23 protein-coding genes are annotated in these 21,423 nt (G+C 58.2%); 18 read left to right on the top strand and 5 right to left on the bottom strand.

Annotation, left to right across the window (positions count from 1 at the left end; all coding sequences use genetic code 11):
* Positions 1-6: 6 nt before the first annotated feature.
* From GOX63_RS02250 to GOX63_RS02300, 12 genes are all read left to right on the top strand, one after another.
* Positions 7-738 carry an isoprenyl transferase gene (locus GOX63_RS02250; RefSeq protein WP_170324855.1) on the top strand — a complete coding sequence of 244 codons (732 nt, stop codon included), beginning with the start codon at positions 7-9 and terminating at the stop codon, positions 736-738.
* The gene (locus tag GOX63_RS02255; RefSeq protein ID WP_170324856.1) at positions 735-1,517 is read left to right on the top strand and encodes a phosphatidate cytidylyltransferase; all 783 of its coding nucleotides are present in this window, start codon (positions 735-737) and stop codon (positions 1,515-1,517) included. The genes GOX63_RS02250 and GOX63_RS02255 overlap by 4 nt, the downstream gene beginning before the upstream one ends.
* A complete protein-coding gene (gene dxr / locus GOX63_RS02260) occupies positions 1,517-2,689 on the top strand; it encodes a 1-deoxy-D-xylulose-5-phosphate reductoisomerase (protein ID WP_170324857.1) in 1,173 nt (390 codons plus the stop codon). The genes GOX63_RS02255 and dxr overlap by 1 nt, the downstream gene beginning before the upstream one ends.
* A 4-nt stretch (positions 2,690-2,693) precedes the next feature.
* On the top strand, positions 2,694-4,046 hold the full coding sequence (gene rseP / locus GOX63_RS02265; protein ID WP_170324858.1) for an RIP metalloprotease RseP: 1,353 nt from the start codon (positions 2,694-2,696) through the stop codon (positions 4,044-4,046).
* Positions 4,047-4,136: 90 nt separating this feature from the next.
* Positions 4,137-4,265, top strand: coding sequence for a hypothetical protein (locus GOX63_RS23930; RefSeq protein ID WP_302477111.1), 129 nt, complete (start codon positions 4,137-4,139; stop codon positions 4,263-4,265).
* 128 nt (positions 4,266-4,393) lie between these two features.
* Positions 4,394-6,754 (top strand): outer membrane protein assembly factor BamA, encoded by a 2,361-nt coding sequence (gene bamA / locus GOX63_RS02270; protein ID WP_170324859.1) that lies wholly within the window; start codon positions 4,394-4,396, stop codon positions 6,752-6,754.
* Between the two features lie 6 nt (positions 6,755-6,760).
* The gene (locus GOX63_RS02275; RefSeq protein ID WP_170324860.1) at positions 6,761-7,345 is read left to right on the top strand and encodes an OmpH family outer membrane protein; all 585 of its coding nucleotides are present in this window, start codon (positions 6,761-6,763) and stop codon (positions 7,343-7,345) included.
* A gap of 71 nt (positions 7,346-7,416) precedes the next feature.
* On the top strand, positions 7,417-7,890 hold the full coding sequence (gene fabZ / locus GOX63_RS02280; RefSeq protein WP_170324861.1) for a 3-hydroxyacyl-ACP dehydratase FabZ: 474 nt from the start codon (positions 7,417-7,419) through the stop codon (positions 7,888-7,890).
* Positions 7,887-8,672, top strand: a complete 786-nt coding sequence (gene lpxA, locus GOX63_RS02285) for an acyl-ACP--UDP-N-acetylglucosamine O-acyltransferase (RefSeq protein ID WP_170324862.1) — start codon at positions 7,887-7,889, stop codon at positions 8,670-8,672. Before fabZ ends, lpxA begins: the two co-directional genes overlap by 4 nt.
* A 4-nt stretch (positions 8,673-8,676) precedes the next feature.
* A complete protein-coding gene (locus GOX63_RS02290) occupies positions 8,677-9,471 on the top strand; it encodes an LpxI family protein (protein ID WP_170324863.1) in 795 nt (264 codons plus the stop codon).
* Complete coding sequence (gene lpxB, locus GOX63_RS02295; protein WP_170324864.1) at positions 9,471-10,628, top strand: lipid-A-disaccharide synthase; 1,158 nt, start codon at positions 9,471-9,473, stop codon at positions 10,626-10,628. Before GOX63_RS02290 ends, lpxB begins: the two co-directional genes overlap by 1 nt.
* The gene (locus tag GOX63_RS02300; RefSeq protein ID WP_254435842.1) at positions 10,625-11,209 is read left to right on the top strand and encodes a cadmium resistance transporter; all 585 of its coding nucleotides are present in this window, start codon (positions 10,625-10,627) and stop codon (positions 11,207-11,209) included. Before lpxB ends, GOX63_RS02300 begins: the two co-directional genes overlap by 4 nt.
* Here the strand turns inward: GOX63_RS02300 and mnmA are convergent.
* Positions 11,206-12,351, bottom strand: coding sequence for a tRNA 2-thiouridine(34) synthase MnmA (mnmA, locus tag GOX63_RS02305; RefSeq protein ID WP_170324865.1), 1,146 nt, complete (start codon positions 12,349-12,351; stop codon positions 11,206-11,208). The two genes, GOX63_RS02300 and mnmA, sit on opposite strands and share 4 nt — an antisense overlap.
* Positions 12,352-12,480: 129 nt before the next feature.
* On the opposite strand from mnmA, the gene sciP reads away from it, so the two are divergent.
* The 5 genes from sciP to GOX63_RS23935 all read left to right on the top strand — a co-directional run bounded on the left by sciP (position 12,481) and on the right by GOX63_RS23935 (position 18,141).
* A complete protein-coding gene (sciP, locus tag GOX63_RS02310; RefSeq protein WP_170324866.1) occupies positions 12,481-12,774 on the top strand; it encodes a CtrA inhibitor SciP in 294 nt (97 codons plus the stop codon).
* Positions 12,775-12,857: 83 nt separating this feature from the next.
* Positions 12,858-13,574 carry a response regulator transcription factor CtrA gene (gene ctrA / locus GOX63_RS02315; protein WP_170324867.1) on the top strand — a complete coding sequence of 239 codons (717 nt, stop codon included), beginning with the start codon at positions 12,858-12,860 and terminating at the stop codon, positions 13,572-13,574.
* A 119-nt stretch (positions 13,575-13,693) separates the two neighbouring features.
* Positions 13,694-15,820: an NAD-dependent DNA ligase LigA gene (gene ligA, locus GOX63_RS02320; protein WP_170324868.1), complete on the top strand. Its 2,127-nt coding sequence runs from the start codon at positions 13,694-13,696 to the stop codon at positions 15,818-15,820.
* Positions 15,817-17,907 (top strand): ATP-dependent DNA helicase RecG, encoded by a 2,091-nt coding sequence (recG, locus tag GOX63_RS02325; RefSeq protein WP_170544676.1) that lies wholly within the window; start codon positions 15,817-15,819, stop codon positions 17,905-17,907. The genes ligA and recG overlap by 4 nt, the downstream gene beginning before the upstream one ends.
* Before the next feature lie 111 nt (positions 17,908-18,018).
* The gene (locus tag GOX63_RS23935) at positions 18,019-18,141 is read left to right on the top strand and encodes a hypothetical protein (protein ID WP_302477112.1); all 123 of its coding nucleotides are present in this window, start codon (positions 18,019-18,021) and stop codon (positions 18,139-18,141) included.
* A gap of 184 nt (positions 18,142-18,325) precedes the next feature.
* Here the strand turns inward: GOX63_RS23935 and GOX63_RS02330 are convergent, their stop codons facing one another.
* Both GOX63_RS02330 and GOX63_RS02335 read right to left on the bottom strand, forming a co-directional pair.
* On the bottom strand, positions 18,326-18,964 hold the full coding sequence (locus tag GOX63_RS02330; protein ID WP_170324870.1) for a MarC family protein: 639 nt from the start codon (positions 18,962-18,964) through the stop codon (positions 18,326-18,328).
* Positions 18,965-19,022: 58 nt separating this feature from the next.
* Positions 19,023-19,475 carry an iron-sulfur cluster assembly scaffold protein gene (locus tag GOX63_RS02335; protein ID WP_170324871.1) on the bottom strand — a complete coding sequence of 151 codons (453 nt, stop codon included), beginning with the start codon at positions 19,473-19,475 and terminating at the stop codon, positions 19,023-19,025.
* 65 nt (positions 19,476-19,540) lie between these two features.
* On the opposite strand from GOX63_RS02335, the gene hisI reads away from it, so the two are divergent.
* Positions 19,541-19,912, top strand: coding sequence for a phosphoribosyl-AMP cyclohydrolase (hisI, locus tag GOX63_RS02340; RefSeq protein ID WP_170324872.1), 372 nt, complete (start codon positions 19,541-19,543; stop codon positions 19,910-19,912).
* A gap of 5 nt (positions 19,913-19,917) precedes the next feature.
* On the opposite strand, the gene gluQRS is transcribed toward hisI, so the two are convergent.
* Entirely contained in the window at positions 19,918-20,811 is an 894-nt protein-coding gene (gluQRS, locus tag GOX63_RS02345) for a tRNA glutamyl-Q(34) synthetase GluQRS (protein ID WP_170324873.1), read from the bottom strand.
* Entirely contained in the window at positions 20,808-21,422 is a 615-nt protein-coding gene (locus tag GOX63_RS02350) for a class I SAM-dependent DNA methyltransferase (protein WP_170324874.1), read from the bottom strand. The genes gluQRS and GOX63_RS02350 overlap by 4 nt, the downstream gene beginning before the upstream one ends.
* Position 21,423: the final 1 nt, after the last annotated feature.

Consider the following 21,423-nt stretch of genomic DNA (forward strand, 5'->3'; position numbering starts at 1 on the left):
CGGGAAATGCTCAAAGCCCCACATACTGAGCCCGCGAACGGGCCGCGCCATGTCGCTATTATCATGGACGGGAACGGTCGCTGGGCGCAGGCGCGTGGCCGGCCAAGGCTGTTCGGGCACCACGCCGGGGCGCGGCGGGTGCGTGAAGTGGTCGAGGCCTGTCCGGGGCTTGGGATCAAGTACCTGACGGTTTTTGCCTTTTCGACCGAGAACTGGAAGCGTACGCAGGCCGAGGTCGCAGGGCTGATGAGCCTGTTCCGGCGCTACATCATCAAAGAGACGCGGACCCTGAAGAAAAACGGGATTAGGGTCCGCTTTATCGGGGACCGAGTGCGGCTCGATAAGAAACTGACTGAGTTGATGGATACGCTGGAAGAGGAAACCAAGGATAACGATCTTGTTCATCTGACAGTTGCTCTGAACTACGGCGGTCGGGATGAAGTTGCGCGCGCCACCAAACGTCTGGCGCGGGACGTGGCCGAAGGACATTTACTCCCCGAAGACGTGGATGAGGAAACCCTACCCAAGTATCTGGATACGCACGTTCTTCCCGATCCCGATCTGGTTATCCGAACCAGTGGTGAGGCGCGGATTTCGAATTTTCTTCTGTGGCAGTCCGCCTATTCCGAATATGAATTCATCGACACGTTGTGGCCCGACTTCACTGCGGCCGAGCTGGAGCGGCTGTGCCGCAACTTCGGTTCGCGTGAACGCCGTTTCGGGGCAGTTCCGGCATGAGTGACGGCCGATGGTCTGACCTGACCGCCCGGGTTCTTTCGGCTGCTGTGCTGATCCTTGTCGGCTCGATCGAGGTCTGGCTGGGCGGTTTGTGGTTCGAAGCCTTCATCGCAATCGCCTGTGGTCTGATGACCTGGGAATTGGTGCGGATGATTGACCCGGACAAAACAGGGGCGGCCGTGCAGCTTGGCATTCTGACCGGGGTTGCGGTTCTGCTCAGTTATCATTTGCCGCCGCTTTACAAACTGCCGGTTCTGATTGCCCCGGCTTTGGTCGGGGCAGGGCAGGTCAGTCGCTCCAAGACAACCTATGCGCTGTTTGCCATCTGGATTGCTGCATCCGGGCTGGGGTTCATCTCCATCCGCGAGAATATGGGGTTCGGCTGGATGGTGTGGCTGATCTCGGTGGTGGTTGCAACGGATGTGGCTGGGTATTTCGTCGGTAAAACAATTGGTGGTCCGAAATTCTGGCCCAAGGTCAGCCCCAAGAAAACATGGTCCGGCACTGCGGGTGGTTGGACAGCAGCGGCTATCGTTGGTGGTATTTTTGCTATCCATGCCGGGTTCGGTTTCATGTTTGTCGTGATCTCGGTACTGGCGTCGATGGCCAGTCAGGCCGGGGATATCGTCGAAAGCGCGACCAAGCGGAAGTTTGGCGTGAAGGACAGCTCGAACCTGATCCCGGGCCATGGGGGCTTTTTGGACCGTTTCGATGGCATGATGGGCGCGGCCTTGTTTGTTTTGATTGCAGGCCTGATCTATTCCCCCGGGGGCATGTGATGCGCAAAGTCTCGATTTTTGGCGCGACCGGCTCAATCGGGCAGAACACCATTGATCTGATTGACCGGGACCCTTCGGCCTATGACGTTGTGGCGCTGACCGGTGGGGCGAACATCGAAAAGCTGGCCGAAGATGCGCGCCGTTTGAATGCGGATGTGGCCGTGACCGCGCATGAGGATCGGCTCGAGGACCTGCGTGCCGCGTTGTCGGGCAGCGGGGTCGAGGCCGCAGCAGGGCAGGCGGCCCTGACCGAGGCCGCGGCGCGGCCCGCCGATTGGGTCATGTCCGCAATTGTCGGCGCCGCCGGCTTACCTCCTGGGCTTGAGGCGTTGAAACAAGGCGCGACGCTGGCGCTGGCCAACAAGGAAACGCTGGTCTGCGCCGGGGCGCTGGTGCTGGAAACCGCGAAAACGCACAATGCGCGCCTTCTGCCGGTGGACAGTGAACATTCGGCGGTGTTTCAGGCTCTGGTCGGTGAGGACATGGACGCCGTCGAGCGGATCATCATCACCGCCAGCGGTGGCGCATTCCGCGACTGGCCGCTGAGCGATCTGGCCAGCGCCACAGTCGAACAGGCTTCGAACCATCCGAACTGGAACATGGGACAGCGGATTACTATCGACAGCGCGTCCATGTTCAACAAAGCGCTGGAGCTAATTGAAACCAAAGAATTCTTTGGAGTCTCGCCCAATCAGATCGAAGTGCTTGTTCATCCTGAATCCATCGTACATTCGCTGGTCGGGTTCAACGACGGGGCAGTCATGGCCCATATGGGCGCACCCGACATGCGCCACGCGATTGGATATGCCTTGCATTGGCCTGAACGGCGCGATCTTCCGGTTGAACGTCTGAACCTCGCCAAACTGGGACAGTTGCGCTTTCAGGAACCGGATGAGGCGCGTTATCCGGCCTTGCGCCTTGCCCGCAATGTGATGCAACGGGGCGGCCTGTCCGGTGCGGTTTTCAACGCCGCCAAGGAACGCTCGCTGGATCACTTTATCGCGCGTCGTGTCGGCTTTCTTGAGATGGCTGATATTGTTGAAACCGTTCTGAACAGATTCGAGGCTGCAGACGGCCTTCTTGATGCCGCATTAGACCTTGATAACGTGCTGCAAACGGACCATCTGGCACGTAAGTGGGCCGATGAGGCCGCCATCCAGTCAGCAGGATAAAAACTTGGACCTACTCTCTCTGATCCCTCAATTCGGCAACCTGCTGTATACCATCTTTGCCTTTGTCATCGCGCTGTCCGTCATCGTCGCGGTGCATGAATACGGCCATTATATCGTGGGGCGGTGGTCCGGTATCCATGCCGAGGTGTTTTCGATCGGGTTCGGTCCGGTGTTGTGGAGCCGTGTCGACAAGCGCGGCACTCGCTGGCAGATCGCCGCGCTGCCATTTGGCGGATATGTGAAGTTTTTGGGGGACTCAAACGCAGCTTCCGGCAAGGACGAAGAGGCGATGCAGGAGATCACCGAGCAAAGCCCTGAAGAACTGCGCCGCACCATGCATGGCGCGCCGTTATGGGCGCGGGCGGCTACGGTTGCTGCTGGTCCGGCTTTCAACTTTGTGATGTCCATCTTGGTGTTTGGCCTGATCTTCTTTTCTCAGGGCGTGACCCGGGAACCTTTGACCGTTGGCAAGCTGTACCCTCTGCCGGGGACGGAACAACAACTGCAGGATGGTGATGAAATCGTCGCCATTGCAGGCGTTCCGGTGCCGGATTTCGATGAGCAGGGGGCCTGGTCCGATTTCACCGATGCTCTGCCGGTTGAGCCCGCACTGGATTACACGGTGATCCGCGACGGGCAGACAATGGATGTTTCCGGCCCCTGGCTGTTCCCGCCACTTATTCAGCAGGTTGCCCCGCGCAGTGCCGCCATGGATATCGACCTGAAATCCGGCGACGTCATCACGGCGATCAACGGGGAGCCGGTCTTTGCGTTCGAGCAGCTCAAGGAACATGTGGAAGGTTCGGACGGCAAGGTTTTGCTGCTGAATGTCTGGCGCGATGGGGCTGAACTTGAGTTCGCGCTGGCCCCACGTCGCACTGACGAGCCACAACCCGAAGGCGGGTTTGTGACCCATTGGCGTATCGGAATTGTCGGCGGCATGGCTCTGGAGCCTGCGACGGAACCGGCAGGTCTATTGGCATCGCTGTCCGGAGGTGTACAGCAGACTTGGCGCATCATCGACGGATCGCTTTCGGGCGTCTGGCACATGATCACCGGCGCGATCAGCACCTGCAACATGTCTGGCCCCATTGGTATCGCTGAAACCTCGGGCGCGATGGCCAGCCAGGGGGCGCAGAACTTCATCTTCTTTATTGCGGTTCTGTCGACCGCCGTTGGTTTGCTGAACCTGTTTCCGATCCCTGCGCTGGACGGTGGCCATCTGGTTTTCTACGCCTACGAGGCCGTTGCGGGTAAGCCGCCCAGCGATGGCGTTCTGCGGGTTCTGATGGGGGTGGGAGTATCCCTGATCCTCGGGTTGATGATCTTCTCGGTAACGAACGATCTGTTCTGCTGATTGTGGCGCTCGTCGCATGAAAATGCCGCAATTCCGCCCCAATTGACGCGTAGCTTTTCGGTTGAAATGTAAGCCGTGTCTGAGGTTGTCATGTCAAAGGCCCTGCGTAAATCCGCTGAAAGTGTTCGGTACCTGTTCGTGTTGAACTGGGACATGCTGCTGTTTTTTGGCGTGACCGCTGTGGCGATGGGTGGATGGGCCTATCTGATCACGATGTGATTCTCGGAACCTGTTGTGAAAAGCACGCGAGGCGGCCCAAGCGGCCGCTTTCTTTTTTGGTCTTTTGACAAGGTTTAATAATCTCGCTACTCAGCTATAAAGTCCAAAAAAATTGGGTAGCGAAAAGTATGACTAATAGGCGAGGCGTGGGCACATCCTGCGGGGGACAAGAGCCGGAAAACAAGATTTTGTGGCGGTCACTAACGTTTATTTTCCTTCTGACATTGGTAAGTTTCCTGCCTGTACCGCAGGCCGCGTGGGCGCAAACCTTTGTCATCAATTCGTTCGACGTCGAAGGCAACCGACGCATCGAAACCTCGACCATTATCGCGCGTACGGGGATTGAACCTGGGCAGTCTGTGACTGCCGGTGAATTGAACGATGCGTACCAGCGTTTGCTTGACAGTGGTGTTTTTGAGACAGTCGAACTGACCCCGCGCGGCAATTCACTGCTGATCGAGGTCGAGGAATATCCGACGATCAACCAGATCAGCATCGAAGGTAACCAGCGGGTCAAGGACGACGTGCTGCTCGAGGCGATCACCTCGCAGCCACGACGTGTCTTTACACCCCAGGTCGCCGAAACCGATGCGGATCTGATAGCCGAGATTTATTCGGCCCAAGGGCGTGTGTCCGCGACGGTCATTCCGCGCATTATCCGCCGCAGCGACAACCGGGTCGATCTGGTTTTCGAAGTCGCCGAAGGCACCACGATCGAGGTTGAGCGCGTCAGCTTTGTCGGCAACCGCGCCTTCTCCGATCGCCGTCTGCGCCGGGTTCTGGAAACCAAACAAGCGAACGTTCTGCGGACATTCCTAAGCGGTGATACTTTCATCGCCGACCGGATCGAATTCGACAAACAGGTCATTCGGGATTTCTACCTGTCCCGCGGCTATGTGGACTTCCGGGTCAACAGCGCGAATGTTGAGTTCACCCGTGAACGCGACGCCTTTTTCCTGGTGATGAACATCACCGAAGGCCAGAAATTCTCGTTCGGGCAAATCAGCACGGTCAGCGAGATTCCGGGTGTGGACCCGGCACCGTATCAGGCCGCTCTGAAGATCAAGCCGGGCGTAACCTATACGCCATCTCTGGTCGAAAACTCGATTGCCCGAATGGAACGTCTGGGGATCAAGCAGGGCGTCGACTTCCTGCGGGTCGAACCCCGCGTTACCCGGAATGCGCGTGATCTGACGCTGGATGTTCAATTCGTCCTGACCCGCGGACCGCGCATTTTTGTTGAGCGGATCGATATCGAAGGCAACACAACGACGCTGGACCGTGTGATCCGCCGGCAGTTCGACACGGTTGAAGGCGACCCCTTCAATCCGCGTGAGATTCGCCAGGCTGCCGAGCGCATTCGCGCGCTGGGGTTCTTCGCAGTGGCCGATGTCGAGCCGCGTGAAGGGTCGTCGCCCAGCCAGGTGATTGTGGACGTTGACGTCGAAGAGCAACCGACCGGCTCGTTGAGCCTGGGTGGTAGCTACTCGGTCTCGGATGGTTTCGGGATCGCGATCGGTCTGCGGGAAAGCAACTTCCTGGGGCGTGGACAAACGGTTGGACTGACCCTGTCAACTGCACAGGATGCAGAGCAGTACACGCTGAACTTTTCCGAGCCTTATCTATTGGGACGCAAACTGCGCTTCGACCTGGGGCTGGGTCTGGCTTCGACCAACTCGAGCTTTGCCAGCTATGACACCGAGACATTGTTCTTCCGTCCGCAGTTGAGCTACGCCATTGGTGAGCTGTCTTCGCTGCGGTTGCGCTATACCTGGGAAAACAGCGAAATGACCCAGCAGGATGATCAGGTCAACGGTGCGGTCATTTCCTCGGAAATCGCTCAGGGCGAGCGTTCAACCAGCGCGTTGGGCGTGTCCTATGTATATGACAGCCGTCTGGGTGGCCTGAATCCGAATGCAGGTGTGCTGTTCGAAGCCGGCATTGATGCGGCCGGGCTGGGTGGAGACAATGAGTTCTACAAAACCACAGCCCGCGGTATCGCCCAGACCCGTGTTTGGAACGAAGAGGTCGTTCTGCGCGCATCCGTCGAAGTGGGTGCTCTGCACTGGCGCGGCGATGACTTCAGCCGCACCCTGGATCGCTTTGTTCTTGGCCCCAATACCTTCCGTGGCTTCGAACCGGCCGGTCTCGGCCCACGTGACCTCTCGAACGGTCAGGATGACGCGATCGGGGGCAACTATTACTGGGTTGCACGTCTGGAGTCGGACTTCCCACTGGGGCTTCCTGAAGAACTGGGTCTGCGCGGAGGCGTGTTCTATGACTTCGGCAACCTCTACAATATCGACGATGTCGACACGACCGGCGCGAACATTGTTGGTGCGGATGGTTCGATCCGCCACGTGATCGGTGTCTCGGTTCTGTGGGAAACGCCATTCGGACCGCTGCGTTTCAACTTCTCGCAGGCGTTGAAGAAAGAAGACTTCGACAAGGAACAGAACTTTGACCTGACGGTTCAGGCCCGGTTCTGATCCTGAATGTTGATACGTGTCTTCATGAAACTGCAGGGCCCTTTACGGGCCCTGTGTGTTTTTCTGACCTTCGCCTGTGTTGCCCCGGCAATGGCACAGCAATTGGGCGTGCCACAGAGCAGCGTTGTGACCCTGTCCAGCGAGCGGCTTTTCTCTGACTCGGCCTTTGGCCAGCGTATCCTGCGCGAGATCGAGGCCGAAGGCATCCTTCTGGGCGAGGAAAACGAGCGGATCGTGGCCGAGCTGAGCCTTGAAGAAAAACTTTTGACAGAACAGCGTGCGACCATGACGGCGGATGAATTCCGCCCGCTGGCCGATGCGTTTGATGAAAAGGTTCAATCCCACCGTGAAGGACAACGGGCCAAGCTGGACGCACTAGCGCGCCGCAGCGAAGAGGCCCAACAGAGGTTCTTTGAACTGGTGCAGCCGGTTCTGATAGATCTGCTGCGCGAATCCGGAGCGTCGATCATTATTGAGCGATCCAGTGTTTTTCTCAGCTCGGACCGCACCGACATCACCGAAGCGGCCATTTCCCGGATCGACGCGGTGATAGGCGATGGCAGCACACTTGAAAACGAGGCCAGCGAATAGGTTTGCTTGCCCTTACGGCGCGGTATTGCTACCACGCCGCAAACAGATATCCAGAACGGGACAACGACACTATGAGCACGGAAACCAAAAGCGCCGACATTCAGCTGATTCAGCGGATATTGCCGCATCGCTATCCGTTTCTGCTGGTCGACAAGGTGGTTGATATCTCGGGCTATCAGTCGGCCGTTGGCATCAAGAACGTCACCATGAACGAGCCCCATTTCCAGGGCCATTTTCCCGGCACTCCGATCATGCCGGGCGTGACCATTGTCGAGGCGATGGCGCAAACTGCGGGCGTGATGCTGGGCGTGGGCATGGATGTGATCGACAGCGAGTTGCTGATCTACTTCATGAATATCGACAAGTGTAAATTCCGCCGCAAAGTGATCCCGGGCGACGTGCTTGAGATGCACGTGGAAACCGTGCGCGGCAAGAAAGGTGGCAAGATCTTCAAGTTCAGCGGCAAAGCGACCGTTGAAGGCGAGGTTGCGGCCGAGGCCGAATTCTCGGCCTATGTCGATTGGGACATGGAAAAAACAACATGAGCGGCATCCACCCAAGCGCAATTATCGAAGACGGCGCGCAGATCGGTGAGGGTTGTATCGTCGGGCCATTTTGCTACGTCGGCGCGCAGGTCAAGCTGGGCGATCGGGTTGAGCTGAAATCCCATGTTGTGGTGACCGGTGATACGACGATCGGCGACGAAACCGTGATCTTCAATTTCTCGGTGATCGGAGAAATTCCGCAGGACTTGAAATTCGGCGGTGAAGATACCCGGCTGGAAATCGGCAAGCGCAACCGAATCCGGGAACATGTGACGGTCAATACCGGTACCGAAGGCGGTGGTGGTGTGACCCGGATCGGCGATGATTGTCTGCTGATGGCCGGTGTTCATGTGGCGCATGATGTGCAGATCGGCAATCGGGTCATCATGGTGAACCATGCCGGTGCGGCGGGGCATTGTGTCATCGAAGACGACGTGATCGTCGGTGGTATTTCGGGCTTGCACCAATGGGTTCGCGTGGGTCGCGGCGCAATCATCGGTGCTCTGACCATGGTTCCGAATGACGTGATCCCTTATGGCTTGGTGCAGGCTCCGCGTGGCGAATTGGATGGTTTGAACCTGGTTGGTCTGAAACGCAAGGGTGTTTCCCGCGAGGATATTTCGGCCTTACGTGCGGCGTTCCGGGAATTGTCCGAAGGCGATGGCACGTTCATGGAGCGCGCTCATCGGGTCGGCGCAGGTAACGAAAGCGAATACGTTCAGCGGATCGTTGATTTCGTGACTGGTCAATCGGATCGATCTTTCCTGACACCGAGGAAGTAAACCGATGTTGGCGCTGATTGCTGGAACGGGCGCGTTGCCGGGCGAAGTCGTAGAGCATCTTTCCGATCGTCCGGTGATCTGCGCGATGGAAGGGTTCACACCCGACACTCTGACTGCGGATATCGTGTTTCCGCTGGAACAGCTTGGCAGTTTCATCGCGGATCTGAAGGCGCGTGGCGTGACCGAGATTTGCATGGCAGGTGCCGTTCGGCGTCCGCCTATTGATCCATCCCGCATCGACGCGGCGACGATGCCGCTTGTGCCGGTGCTGCAAAAGGCGCTCATGTCTGGCGATGACAGCGCCCTGCGCGCTGTGATCGGCATTTTCGAAGACTCCGGGCTGACCGTTCGTGCGGCGCATGAGATTGCGCCCACATTGCTGCCGCAGCTTGGGTGTCTGACCGAAGTTCAACCTTCGGAGTCTGATCTGGCCGATGCCGATCGGGCTGCGGGTATCCTCCGGGCCATGGGTGCGGCGGATATCGGGCAGGCCTGCGCTGTGTCCAAAGGTCAGGCACTGGCGGTGGAAAGCATCTTTGGTACAGACTGGATGTTGCAGTCTTTGACCCAACGACCCGATGCGGGGGGTGGAGTTCTGTTCAAAGCCCCTAAACCGGATCAGGATCGCCGCGCCGATTTGCCAACGATTGGTCCAGGCACAGTGTCTTCTGCCGTCGCGGCAGGACTGACCGGGGTTGTCATCGAAAAGGGCGGTGTGATCGTCCTGCAGCAGGACCGTGTCATCGACGAGTGCAACCGCCTTGGCCTGTTCCTCTACGTGCGCGAGCGGGCCAGCTGATGCGGGTGTTTGTGGTCGCCGGAGAACCTTCGGGCGACCGTTTGGGCGGTGCGCTGATGGAAGGTTTGCGCAGTCTCGTCCCCGACGTACAGTTCGACGGCGTTGGTGGCCCATTGATGCAGGCGCAGGGCCTGGAAAGCCGCTTCCCAATGGCCGAGCTTTCGGTAATGGGGCTGGTCGAAGTTCTGCCAAAATTCTTCCACCTCAAACGCCGGATTGCCGAGACTGCTCAGGCGGTTCTGGACACCCAGCCCGATGTGTTGATCACCATCGACAGCCCCGATTTCTCGCTTCGTGTAGCCAAGATCGTCAAGGCCCAAAGAGATATCCGGACGGTACATTACGTCGCTCCCAGTGTCTGGGCGTGGCGCCCCGGTCGAGCTGACAAGATGGCCAAGGTGATTGATCACGTTCTGGCGCTGCTGCCCTTCGAGCCACCCTATATGGAGCGCGCGGGCATGGAATGCGATTTCGTTGGCCATCCGGTGGCTAGCGAACCGGTGGCGAGTGAAGACGATATCCGGGAATTCCGTGCCACCTATGACATCGGTGACGCGCCGATCCTGCTGGCGCTGCCGGGTTCGCGCGGAGGAGAAATCGAGCGTTTGGCCCCGGTTTTTGGTGAGGCGCTGAAACTCTACCTGCAAGATCGGCCGGACGTGCGGGTAGTGGTGCCGGTTGTGGCGCATATGGTCGATACTGTCGCGCAGCACGTGCAAAGCTGGCCCGGAGATCCGGTGGTTGTTGATCCGCGCAACATGCCCTCGGATCAGGCGGTCGCCCGGAAGCGGGCCGCCTTTGCGTCAGCTGAACTGGCGCTGGCGGCTTCGGGTACTGTTTCGCTGGAACTGGCCGCGCAGGCGACGCCGATGGTAATTGCCTATAACCTCAACTGGCTGACGACCCTGATCGCCAAGCGCATGGTCAATCTGGATACCGTAACGCTGGTCAATCTGGTGTCGGAAACTCGAACAGTTCCCGAATACCTTCTGGATGATTGCCAGCCAGAGAAAATTGCAGCCGCGTTGAAACAGGTTTCGGACGCGCCGGATTTGCAACGCGAAGCCATGGTAACAACGATGGAGCGGCTTGGACGTGGTGGCGAAGCACCCGGCTTGAGAGCCGCCAAGGCAGTTCTGTCCCGGATGAACGCATGATGCTGGACTTAGCGCTTTTTGGTCTGTCCGCCTTTATGGCCCAGATCCTGACCAATCTGGACAATCTTGCGGCGCTGCTGGCGCTGACGCTGGTTTCGGGGGCAAAGCGTTCGATCTTTGGCTTTCTGATGGCGCAGGCGATCGTGATCGGTGCGGCGCTGTTGTTGGCGTTGGGGGTCGAGGATGTGGTGCCGCACTGGGCGGGCTATCTGGGGGTGATCCCACTGAGCCTTGGCATTCTGGCTCTGATCCGGAGGAAAAGCGGAAAAGATGCCAGGTCAAATCCCAATCTAGAAACCGGCGCGTCGGTCATCATGGTCACGCTGCTGTTCATCAGTCTGTCGATGGACACGTTCGCGGTTCTGGCGCCGTTGTTGGCGGATTCGGCTCCCAGTTTCAGGACTGCCGGCGTGATTGGTGCAGCACTTGCTGCGACCAGCCTGGCTACGGTCGCTTTGATGGGATCAAAAGCGCCGTTCATGAGCGGCGCTCTGGCCCGTCGACTGGAGCGTCTGGTACCCTACGTGATGATCTGTGCCGGGCTTTATATTCTCAGCAACTCGTGGACAGACGCGGTTTAGTAGCCGCGCCAGATCCAGCCACCGCCAAAAATGCGGCTGCCTTCCGAAGCATAGAACACGCAGGCCTGACCCGGGGAAACGCCCTCCTCGGGTGTCAGCAATTCGACCTCTGCCGTGGTGTCCGAGAGCGGACGAATGATTGCCTCGCGCGGTGGTCGGGTTGAACGGACTTTGACCGAGACGTGCCATTCCTCTTGAGACGTAAACGGTTCATCGCCCAACCAGTTGATCTCGCGCACGGGAATGGTGCGGGTGGCCAGCATCTCCTTTGGGCCGACGACCACCTGCTGTTTGTCTACGTCCAGCTTGACCACATAGAGCGGCTCACTCAGGCCGCCGATGCCCAGACCGCGTCGCTGTCCGATCGTATAGTGGATGACGCCGTTGTGCTGTGCCAGTACGCGGCCATCGGCATGTACGATCTCTCCGGGTTCTGCAGCACCAGGGCGCAGTTTCTCGATCACGCTGGCATAGTTGCCATCGGGCACGAAACAGATGTCCTGACTGTCGGGCTTGTCCGCCACGGCCAGCCCGTATTGCGCAGCCATTTCGCGTGTTGCGTCCTTCGAGGGCAGGTGACCCAGAGGGAAACGCAGGAAATCCAGCTGTTCAGGCGTGGTCGAAAACAGGAAATAGGATTGATCCCGGTTCGCATCTTCGGCGCTGTGAAGCTCCGGGCCGATCGGCCCCATCTTGCGCTGGATATAGTGACCTGTGGCCATGCAGTCGGCCTCAAGATCCTTGGCGGTTTCCAGAAGGTCCTTGAACTTCACCCGTTCGTTGCAACGGATGCAGGGGACCGGGGTCGCACCCGCCAGATAGCTGTCGGCAAACTCGTCAATCACCGCGTCCTTGAAGATGTTCTCATAGTCCAGAACGTAGTGCGGGAACCCACGTTCCTCGGCCACGCGGCGTGCGTCGTGAATGTCGATCCCGGCGCAGCAAGCGCCTTTCTTGGCCAATGCGGCACCGTGATCGTACAGCTGCAACGTCACGCCTACCACGTCATAGCCCTGATCGGCCAGATGGGCGGCGACAACAGAACTGTCAACGCCACCGGACATGGCCACAACCACCCGCGTTTCCGACGGGGGTTTGGCAAAGCCAAGCGAGTTCAGCGGTGTCTCGGTATCGAGGGCCATGACGATTCCAGTGCGGGTTAAGAAAGACCGGCAGAATATAGGAAAATTCTACATACTCTCAAGGGGCGGTTTCACTCTGCATTAAGTAGGCTGGTGTCAGCTTTGTCGCAGCACGAAGAGGACCGAGAGATGTATTTGCACAAAGTAGAAGGACCAAGGTCGGTAACCCTGCCGGATGGAACGGTTTTATCGCGCGCCGACCTGCCGCCCGAAGATACGACCCGCTGGGTCGCCTCGCGCAAGGCGATTGTCGTTCGGGGCGTGATTTACGGCCTGATCACGCTGTCGGATGCCAAAAAGCGTTATGGGCTGAGTGATGAGGAGTTCAATGCGTGGGTTTCTGCGGTTGCGGAGCATGGAACGGACGCTCTGAAAGTCACCGCGCTAAAAAAATATCGACAACCTATAGGCGAAAGTGAATAAATGATTCAATGGTAACGTCAGATTAACCATTTTTGAGCAGGCTCAATTTGAAATTGGTAAATTGACCCGAATTGGAGCAGTAAATGCGTATACTTCTTGTCGAGGATGATCCGACCACGTCGAAAAGCATCGAACTTATGCTGACGCACGCCAACCTCAACGTCTATGCAACGGACCTCGGCGAGGAAGGTATCGATCTGGCGAAGCTCTATGATTACGATCTGATCCTTCTGGATTTGAACCTGCCGGACATGAACGGGCACGAAGTACTGCGCCAACTGCGCATTGCGCGAGTGGAAACGCCAATCCTGATCCTTTCGGGTGCAGATGATACGGAAAGCAAGATCAAGGGTTTCGGTTTTGGTGCTGATGACTACATGACCAAACCGTTCCATCGCGAGGAACTGGTGGCCCGTATCCACGCCATCATCCGCCGGTCGAAAGGGCATTCGCAATCCATTATCCGTACAGGCCAGGTCGCGGTGAACCTAGATGCGAAAACGGTCGAAGTGGAAGGCAAGGCCGTGCATCTGACCGGCAAGGAATACCAGATGCTGGAACTATTGAGCCTGCGCAAGGGCACGACGCTGACCAAGGAAATGTTCCTCAACCACCTCTATGGCGGAATGGACGAGCCCGAGCTGAAGATCATCGATGTGTTCATTTGCAAACTACGCAAAAAGCTCAGCAATGCGACCGGTGGCGACAACTACATCGAAACCGTTTGGGGCAGGGGTTATGTCCTGCGCGATCCGCAAAGCAACAGTGTCGACGAAACGCGGATGGCCGTCGGCGCCTGATTTGGACATGGTCGCCTGTGGTCCGGGGCGACCTTTCTCACTCACTGAACAGCACGACTGGACCTAGCCATGGCCTCGCCCTATCACTGAGGTCCAAGAATACGTGACAGGGCGAGGCCATGAGCAAATTGATTCCGGTATCTGACCTCACAGAGGACGCCGCGCGGACAGAATTGGCGCAGCTTGCGGAACAGCTTGCGCGGGCAAATACGCTGTATCACGCAGAAGACGCGCCGGAGATTTCCGATGCCGACTACGATGCGCTCAAACTCCGCAATGCCGAAATCGAAGCACGATTCCCTCATCTGAAACGGGCCGACAGCCCCTCGGATCAGGTGGGTGCGCGACCGGCTGACGGGTTTTCCAAAGTCACCCACGCCGTACGTATGATGTCGCTGGGCAATGCCTTCGATGACGAAGACGTCCAGGACTTTGATCGCTCGATCCGGAAATACCTTGGGTTGAACGGTGCAGAGCCGTTGGCCTTCACCGCCGAACCCAAGATCGACGGTTTGTCGCTTTCATTGCGATATGAAAATGGAAAACTAATTCAGGCCGCTACCCGCGGTGATGGCGAGGTCGGAGAAAACGTCACTGCGAATGCCCGTACTATTTCGGACATTCCACAAACCATAGCGGATGCGCCAGCAGTGTTGGAAGTGCGTGGTGAAGTCTACATGTCGCATGAGGACTTCGAAAAGCTGAACGCCCGGCAGGAAGAGGCCGGAGAAAAGCCCTTTGCCAACCCGCGAAACGCGGCCGCAGGGTCTTTGCGGCAGCTGGATTCGGCCGTTACGCGGTCACGGCCGCTGCGGTTCTTCGCCTATGCGTGGGGTGAATTGTCCGAGCCATTGTCGGATACACAGATGGGCGCGATTGACCGATTGCATGCCTTAGGATTTGCCACCAACCCGCTAACCCGACTATGCGAAACGACTAGTCAGATGCTGGACCACTATCGGGATATCGAGGCTCAGAGGTCTACGCTGGGCTATGATATTGACGGTGTCGTTTACAAGGTGAACGATCTTTCCCTGCAGGGGCGACTAGGGTTCCGGTCCACAACCCCTCGCTGGGCGATCGCTCATAAGTTCCCGGCCGAGCTGGCCTGGACCCGGCTTGAAGCCATCGACATTCAGGTGGGGCGAACCGGCGCGCTCAGCCCGGTTGCCCGGCTACATCCGGTGACCGTGGGCGGCGTGGTAGTCTCAAACGCTACACTGCACAACGAGGACTATATTGCAGGCCGGGATGCCAAAGGTGGTACGATCCGCGGCGGCAAGGACATTCGTGTCGGCGACTGGGTGCAGGTCTATCGCGCCGGTGACGTCATCCCCAAACTGGCCGATGTGGACATCTCAAAGCGCCCCGAGGGCGCCGAACCATTCGACTTTCCAACGACCTGTCCTGAATGCAACAGCGATGCCGTGCGTGAGGAAGGCGATGCCGTTCGGCGCTGTACCGGTGGCGTGATCTGCCCCGCGCAGGCAGTCGAAAAGCTGAAGCATTTTGTCTCACGCAAGGCTTTCGACATCGAAGGGTTGGGCGCTAAACAGATCGAGATGTTCTATGACGATCCCGACCTTCCGGTCAGAGCGCCGGTCGATATCTTCACCTTGCAGGCGCGCGATGCCGGGAACCTGAACAAGCTGGCCAACCGCAAAGGGTGGGGCGCGCAAAGTGCCGGTAACCTGTGGGTCGCGATTGACGAAAAGCGCAAGATACCTTTTGGCCGACTGCTATTTGCATTGGGTATCCGCCATATGGGCGAGGCGGCCTCGAACCTGATTGCCGCCCATTATGGCACATGGTCCGACTTCGAAAGTGCCGTAACGGCCGCGGCCAATTTCGAAGGCCCCGAGTGGGACGATCTGCTGAGCGTCGACGGCGTTGGCGAAATCATGGCCCGCGCCCTCGTGTCCGCCTTTGCGCAAGAAGCTGAACGCGCCAGTATCGACGCGCTTGTTGTGCAACTGGACGTGCAAGAAGCGAAGCGCCCGGACACAACCGGCAGCCCGGTCGCAGGAAAGACTGTTGTTTTCACAGGCACATTGGAAAAGATGACCCGCGCCGAAGCCAAGGCTCGAGCCGAAGCGTTGGGTGCAAAAGTCTCGGGCTCGGTCAGCAAAAAGACCGATATTCTGGTGGCTGGTCCCGGTGCAGGGTCCAAAGCGAAAAAGGCTGCTGAGCTGGGGATTGAAACGCTGGACGAGGATGGTTGGCTGCAGCTGATCGGAACCGCATGAGCGGACGTCCAGAACAGTTATTCCCTTTGTTCGCGGGTCTTGAAACGCTGGATGGCGTGGGGCCGAAAACGGCGCAGGTTCTGATTCAGGCGGGCACTGACTCGCCGCGTGATGTTTTGTTCAGCCTGCCTTACGCCGTCATCGACCGCAGGCGCCGCGACACCATTCAGGGCGCCGATCTGCCGACTACCCTGACGGTTGAGGTGACCGTTGGCGCACATCGGCCGCCACGCAACAAGGGCGGCGCTTACAGGGTGCATGTCGAGGATAATCAAGCGGATTTCCAACTGGTGTTCTTTCATGCGCGCGGCGACTATTTGAAACGAGTTCTGCCGCAGGGTTCTCGTCGTGTAATCTCGGGCAAGCTTGAGTTGTTCGATGGCATGGCGCAGATGGTTCACCCGGATCACATGCTGCCGGTGGAAGAGGCGCAGGACATTCCCGACTTTGAACCGGTGTATCATCTGACGCAGGGGATCACGCAGAAGACCGCCTACAAGGCCGCGCGCAGTGCCTTGGCGCGTGCTCCGGACCTGAAGGAGTGGATTGACCCGGCTCTGGTCTCGAAACAGGGGTGGTCAGGTTGGTTGGCTGCAATTGCGGCTGCGCATAATCCGCAAGGGGCGGATGATGTTGCTGCTCATGCGCCCACGCGCGAGCGGCTAGCTTACGATGAGCTTTTTGCGCATCAGCTGACGTTGGCTCTGGCGCGGCTGCGTGAACGGAAGGCGCGGGGCATTGTCAGCGTCGGGACCGGAATTTTGCAGGCAAAGGTTCTGGCCAGCCTTCCGTATAAGCCCACCGGTGCGCAGATGCGGGCGATTGATGACATAGCTGCCGACATGGCCTCGGATGCGCGGATGAACCGGTTGCTGCAGGGTGACGTGGGCGCGGGAAAAACTCTGGTGGCGTTCATGGCGCTGCTTGTTGCTGTCGAAGCAGGCGGGCAGGGTGTCATGATGGCTCCGACCGAAATTCTGGCCCGACAACATCTGGAGGGGCTGCGGCCATTGGCCGAGGACGCCGGCGTTGTTCTGGACATCCTCACCGGCCGCGACAAGGGCGCTGAACGACGCGCTAAACTGGCGGCATTGAAGAACGGCGATATTCACATCCTGGTCGGCACACATGCCGTGTTCCAAAATGACGTTGAGTTCAGGGCGCTGCGTCTTGCCATCGTCGATGAACAGCACCGGTTTGGTGTCCGGCAGAGGATGGAATTGTCCGAAAAGGGGCGGGGAGCGGATGTTCTGGTCATGACGGCTACGCCGATCCCGCGCAGCCTGGCGCTGGCGCAGTATGGCGATATGGATGTCTCGGTGCTGGATGAAAAGCCCCCGGGTCGGAAGCCGATCAAAACGGCCATTGTCAGCACCGAACGTATGGAAGAGGTCGTGTCCCATTTGCGCCGCGCCATCGCCGAAGGGCGCCAGTGCTATTGGGTCTGTCCTCTGGTCGATGAGTCTGAGGTCTCGGACCTGACGGCGGCTGAGGAACGGTTCAAACGCCTGCGCGCTATTATGGGCGAAGGAACGGTCGGGTTGGTGCACGGACAGATGCCCTCGGCAGACAAAGATGCCGCAATGAAGGCGTTTCAGGAGGGGCATACAAAGGTTCTGGTCGCCACAACCGTGATTGAGGTCGGCGTCAACGTCCCGAATGCGTCGATCATGGTGATCGAACGGGCCGAGATTTTCGGTCTTGCGCAATTGCACCAGCTTCGCGGTCGTGTTGGTCGTGGCGAAGCAGATTCGACCTGTCTGCTGATGTATCAACCTCCACTCAGCGAAGGTGGGCGGAAGCGGCTTGAGGTACTGCGCGAAACCGAGGACGGATTCAGAATTTCGGAAACCGATCTGCAAATGCGTGGTGCGGGGGATTTGATCGGCACAGCGCAATCCGGTCTCCCGAAATTCCGGATCGCAGACCTTGAACGGCAGGCCGGATTGATGGCCACAGCCCAAACAGACGCCCGGGCACTGCTAGCGGCAGACCCGCAATTGAAATCGGACCGAGGGCAGGCGGCACGCGTTCTTTTGTGGTTGATGAAACAGGATCAGGCAATCCGTTTGATTTCAGTAGGTTAGGGATTATGTTCCCGTAAGTTCACAAATGTTCTCAAAAAGTTCTTTACCGACTCGGCGAAATATGAGAACAAAAGGTCAACAAAGGATTAAATCTCGACCGGAGGTGAGACCATGCTGACCCAGATCAAGACCGCAATTAGCCGTTCGCAATCGACTTTGTTGCAGGATGCTTTGGGGGCCGTGTCTCTGGTGGTCATGCTGATGGTGGCCCTTCACCTGCCCGGAACGTTCTGACCCTTTCTGCCTGCGATCTCGTGCCGATCATACCGTGCTGTCATCCCCATTTCAGTCAAGGGTGACCTGCCTGTCCCATTTCCCTTGAAGGGCCTGCCTCGGCCCTGCGCGGCTATCCGGACCCCACACGAGACACGCACAACCTGCCGCCGCCCTTTCCGCCCGGAAGGTGCGGCGGCTTTTTTTAAAGCGCACCAGTTTTGATGATTTCAAGCATGGCCGACAACACGGAATTCACCGCGACCGAGGCCAGAATCATCCCCATCACACGGCTGATGATGGCGGCACCCGAATACCGAATGAGTCGGATGATCGGGTCGGCCAACAGCATTAAAACGAACGAAATCAGAATGACGGTCAGCATCACCAATGCCGTAATGCCCTGATCTGCAGCGCTGTAGCGATGGTTGTCTGTCAGGATCACAATGGCCAACATAGCCCCTGGGGATGCAAGTGAGGGAACCGCCAGCGGAAAGATCGCCGGGTTGGGACGGTGCGACGGCCTTTCCAGCTCTTCCTCGGCTTCGTGTTGTTCGACAACCTGTTTGCTTTCGCCAAAGATCATCGTCAGTGCAAAAAGAAACAGGATGATGCCGCCCGCGACCTGAAACGAGTTCAGGCCGATATCCAGTGCTTCGATCAGCAACTGGCCAAACACCAGAAAGAACAGCAGAACCCCGGCGCTGACCAGAGCGGCGAGAAGGGCCGTTTTCCGACGGGCCGAGGCGGTCAGGGTGGCGGTGACTGCGATAAAAACGGGGATCGTGCCAATAGGATCGATAACGACCCAAAGGGTAACGAAATGCTCAAGCAGATTGTTCAAACCAGTCACTCCCCAAATTTTGGCCGAGGTTAGACAGGTTTGCGGCAGAAAGCCACGTTCAGGCGCAATTGGCCTGTTCGGCCTGCTCCATGGCCTCGGACGCCGCCTCTAACGCCAGCAGGATCGACGCATGGCGGTTCTTGTAATCCCGCGCAGGCATCAGCACTTCGAGCCCGTCAAAGGGCGCTTCAGGCGCCGGACCGTCTTTTTTCAGCATGGCGGACAGCTGATCACGAGCGGTTTCAACCTGAGCCCGTGTAGCGCCGACAATGGCGCCGCCAACAACCGCAGCCGAGGCCTGACCCAGAGCGCAGGCTTTCACGTCCTGCCCGTAATCCGAGACCTTGCCATCCTGCATCTTCACATCCACGGTCACGGTCGAACCGCACAGGGGCGAGCGTTTCTTCACCGTGGCATCGGGGTTTTCAAGCCGGTCCAGATGCGGAATATCCGCGGCCAGCGCCAGAATGCGGCCGGAATAGAGCTTTATCAGATCGTTATCGCCGGACATGGCTTTCCCTCGTTGTCTGTTCCCCATACATAGTGAGCATCCACCGGGATGCAAAAGGTTTTCTCATGTCCGCTACAGTCACATTTGACCCGACCGCACTAAAATATAACGAGGCCGGTCTGATCCCGGCCATTGCTCAGGACGAAAGCACCGGCGAGGTGTTGATGATGGCCTGGATGAATGTCCAAGCCGTTGAGAAGACGTTGGAAACCGGGCGTGTGACCTATTGGTCGCGGTCCCGTCAATCGTTCTGGATCAAGGGCGAAACCTCGGGGCATGTGCAGGAATTGGTTGATTTCCGCTTTGATTGCGACCGTGATTGTTTGCTGGTTCTGGTGCGCCAGACCGGTGCCGCGTGTCATACGAACCGCCGCACCTGCTTCTACACTGCCGTTCGGGACGGGGCCGAAGTCGAACTGATGTCACCGATGGAGTGATCCGGTCACAGACCAACCATTGCCCGGATTTCCGCAGTTGAGACCCCCTCGGCCCGGTATTTCGAGATCGCCCGCGCATCGTCGCGTTTTGCCAGACGTTTACCTACCTCATCCCGGATCAGTCGGTGATGGAGGTAGCACGGCGTCGGCAGCCCAAGCAGACCCTGCAGTACCACGTGTATGCGTGTGGCTTCGAACAGATCCTGACCGCGGATGACATGGGTGATGCCTTGCGCGGCGTCATCCAAAACCACTGACAGGTGGTAGGACGTGCCCATATCGCGCCGGGACAACACGACGTCGCCAATGGTTTTCGTCAGGTCATCCAGAGAGAACGTGATGGCGCCCGTCTCGCCATCGGGTCCAGCACCGTCTTCCTGAAACGATCCAATGGTGGTGTCGGCTTGCGTGGCGTTCAAAAGCAGCCTGCCAGCAGCGGCCATATCCAGGCGCAGTGGTACGTCCTTAGGGCGTGGACCAATTGTTGAACTCGGTTGCCATTTCGCTCGGCACGTTCCGGGATAAATGATCCCGTCCGGCCCATGCAATGGCGCGCCTTCCTGCGGCGCACTGGCGGCGGCAGCGATATCCTTGCGGTTGCATGTGCAGGGGTACAGCAACCCGCGCGCCCATAAATCATCCAGCGCCTTGTCATAGGTGGCCAAGCGATCCGATTGCCGCATCACGGGTTCGGGCCAGCGAAGGCCCAACCACCCCAGATCGTCATAGATTTGATCTTCCCAATGGGACCGCGACCGCGAGCGGTCGATATCCTCGATCCTCAGCAGGAACTGTCCGTTCTCAACTGCGGCAAAATCATGGGCCAGCATCGCCGAATAGGCATGCCCCAAGTGCAAAGGGCCAGTGGGCGACGGCGCGAAACGGGTCTTAAATATCACGCTTTCTCAACAACATATACGTCAGATTTCAAGTCCATGCCCGGTAGATGAGGGCCATATTCCCGGAACAGAAGCCGCGCGGCCCCCATATCCAGCCAGTCATTCAGCCGAACGGTATAAGATTTATCTGCAAGCGTATGATCGTTAAAGGAAAAAGCCAGCAGCCCGTTTTGGGGCAGGGCGCGCATCAGAATATCAAACACCTCGGGCGGCGCTGTACCCACACTGATTACACCGATGGCGGCGATGGCCTTGTAGGCGCCTTCCTCCAACGGGTTCGGGTCCGTGATCTCAAAAGTGGAGAGCTTGCGGTAGACACCCTTTGCCAAGGCCCCTTCAAGCATTTTGGGAGTCGGATCGATACCGTCAATCACCTGAAAACCGGCGGCATGCAGGGCCTCACCTGACAGGCCGGTGCCACATCCATAGTCCAGAACAGGTGTCTGGGGTTCGGGCATTTTGGACCATAGCGCCTCGGCCACGCGAGCGGGTGTCGCGTAACCGTGCGCACCAACTTCGGCATCATAGGAAGAGGCCCATTTTTGATAGTGCGCCCTTGAGGCCTCGGGCGTTTCCAAGCTGTAGCTTTCTTTGATCTTATTGTCGCTCATA

It is taken from the genome of Ruegeria arenilitoris (assembly GCF_013031355.1).
In the GTDB taxonomy this organism is placed as follows: domain Bacteria; phylum Pseudomonadota; class Alphaproteobacteria; order Rhodobacterales; family Rhodobacteraceae; genus Ruegeria; species Ruegeria arenilitoris_C.

Coding starts and splice junctions, on each gene's coding strand:
- GOX63_RS02250 (WP_170324855.1), top strand. CDS start 7: ATGCTCAAAGCCCCACATACTGAGCCCGCGAACGGGCCGCGCCATGTC.
- GOX63_RS02255 (WP_170324856.1), top strand. CDS start 735: ATGAGTGACGGCCGATGGTCTGACCTGACCGCCCGGGTTCTTTCGGCT.
- dxr (WP_170324857.1), top strand. CDS start 1,517: ATGCGCAAAGTCTCGATTTTTGGCGCGACCGGCTCAATCGGGCAGAAC.
- GOX63_RS23930 (WP_302477111.1), top strand. CDS start 4,137: ATGTCAAAGGCCCTGCGTAAATCCGCTGAAAGTGTTCGGTACCTGTTC.
- bamA (WP_170324859.1), top strand. CDS start 4,394: ATGACTAATAGGCGAGGCGTGGGCACATCCTGCGGGGGACAAGAGCCG.
- GOX63_RS02275 (WP_170324860.1), top strand. CDS start 6,761: ATGTTGATACGTGTCTTCATGAAACTGCAGGGCCCTTTACGGGCCCTG.
- fabZ (WP_170324861.1), top strand. CDS start 7,417: ATGAGCACGGAAACCAAAAGCGCCGACATTCAGCTGATTCAGCGGATA.
- lpxA (WP_170324862.1), top strand. CDS start 7,887: ATGAGCGGCATCCACCCAAGCGCAATTATCGAAGACGGCGCGCAGATC.
- GOX63_RS02290 (WP_170324863.1), top strand. CDS start 8,677: ATGTTGGCGCTGATTGCTGGAACGGGCGCGTTGCCGGGCGAAGTCGTA.
- lpxB (WP_170324864.1), top strand. CDS start 9,471: ATGCGGGTGTTTGTGGTCGCCGGAGAACCTTCGGGCGACCGTTTGGGC.
- GOX63_RS02300 (WP_254435842.1), top strand. CDS start 10,625: ATGATGCTGGACTTAGCGCTTTTTGGTCTGTCCGCCTTTATGGCCCAG.
- mnmA (WP_170324865.1), bottom strand. CDS start 12,351: ATGGCCCTCGATACCGAGACACCGCTGAACTCGCTTGGCTTTGCCAAA.
- sciP (WP_170324866.1), top strand. CDS start 12,481: ATGTATTTGCACAAAGTAGAAGGACCAAGGTCGGTAACCCTGCCGGAT.
- ctrA (WP_170324867.1), top strand. CDS start 12,858: ATGCGTATACTTCTTGTCGAGGATGATCCGACCACGTCGAAAAGCATC.
- ligA (WP_170324868.1), top strand. CDS start 13,694: ATGAGCAAATTGATTCCGGTATCTGACCTCACAGAGGACGCCGCGCGG.
- recG (WP_170544676.1), top strand. CDS start 15,817: ATGAGCGGACGTCCAGAACAGTTATTCCCTTTGTTCGCGGGTCTTGAA.
- GOX63_RS23935 (WP_302477112.1), top strand. CDS start 18,019: ATGCTGACCCAGATCAAGACCGCAATTAGCCGTTCGCAATCGACTTTG.
- GOX63_RS02335 (WP_170324871.1), bottom strand. CDS start 19,475: ATGTCCGGCGATAACGATCTGATAAAGCTCTATTCCGGCCGCATTCTG.
- hisI (WP_170324872.1), top strand. CDS start 19,541: ATGTCCGCTACAGTCACATTTGACCCGACCGCACTAAAATATAACGAG.
- GOX63_RS02350 (WP_170324874.1), bottom strand. CDS start 21,422: ATGAGCGACAATAAGATCAAAGAAAGCTACAGCTTGGAAACGCCCGAG.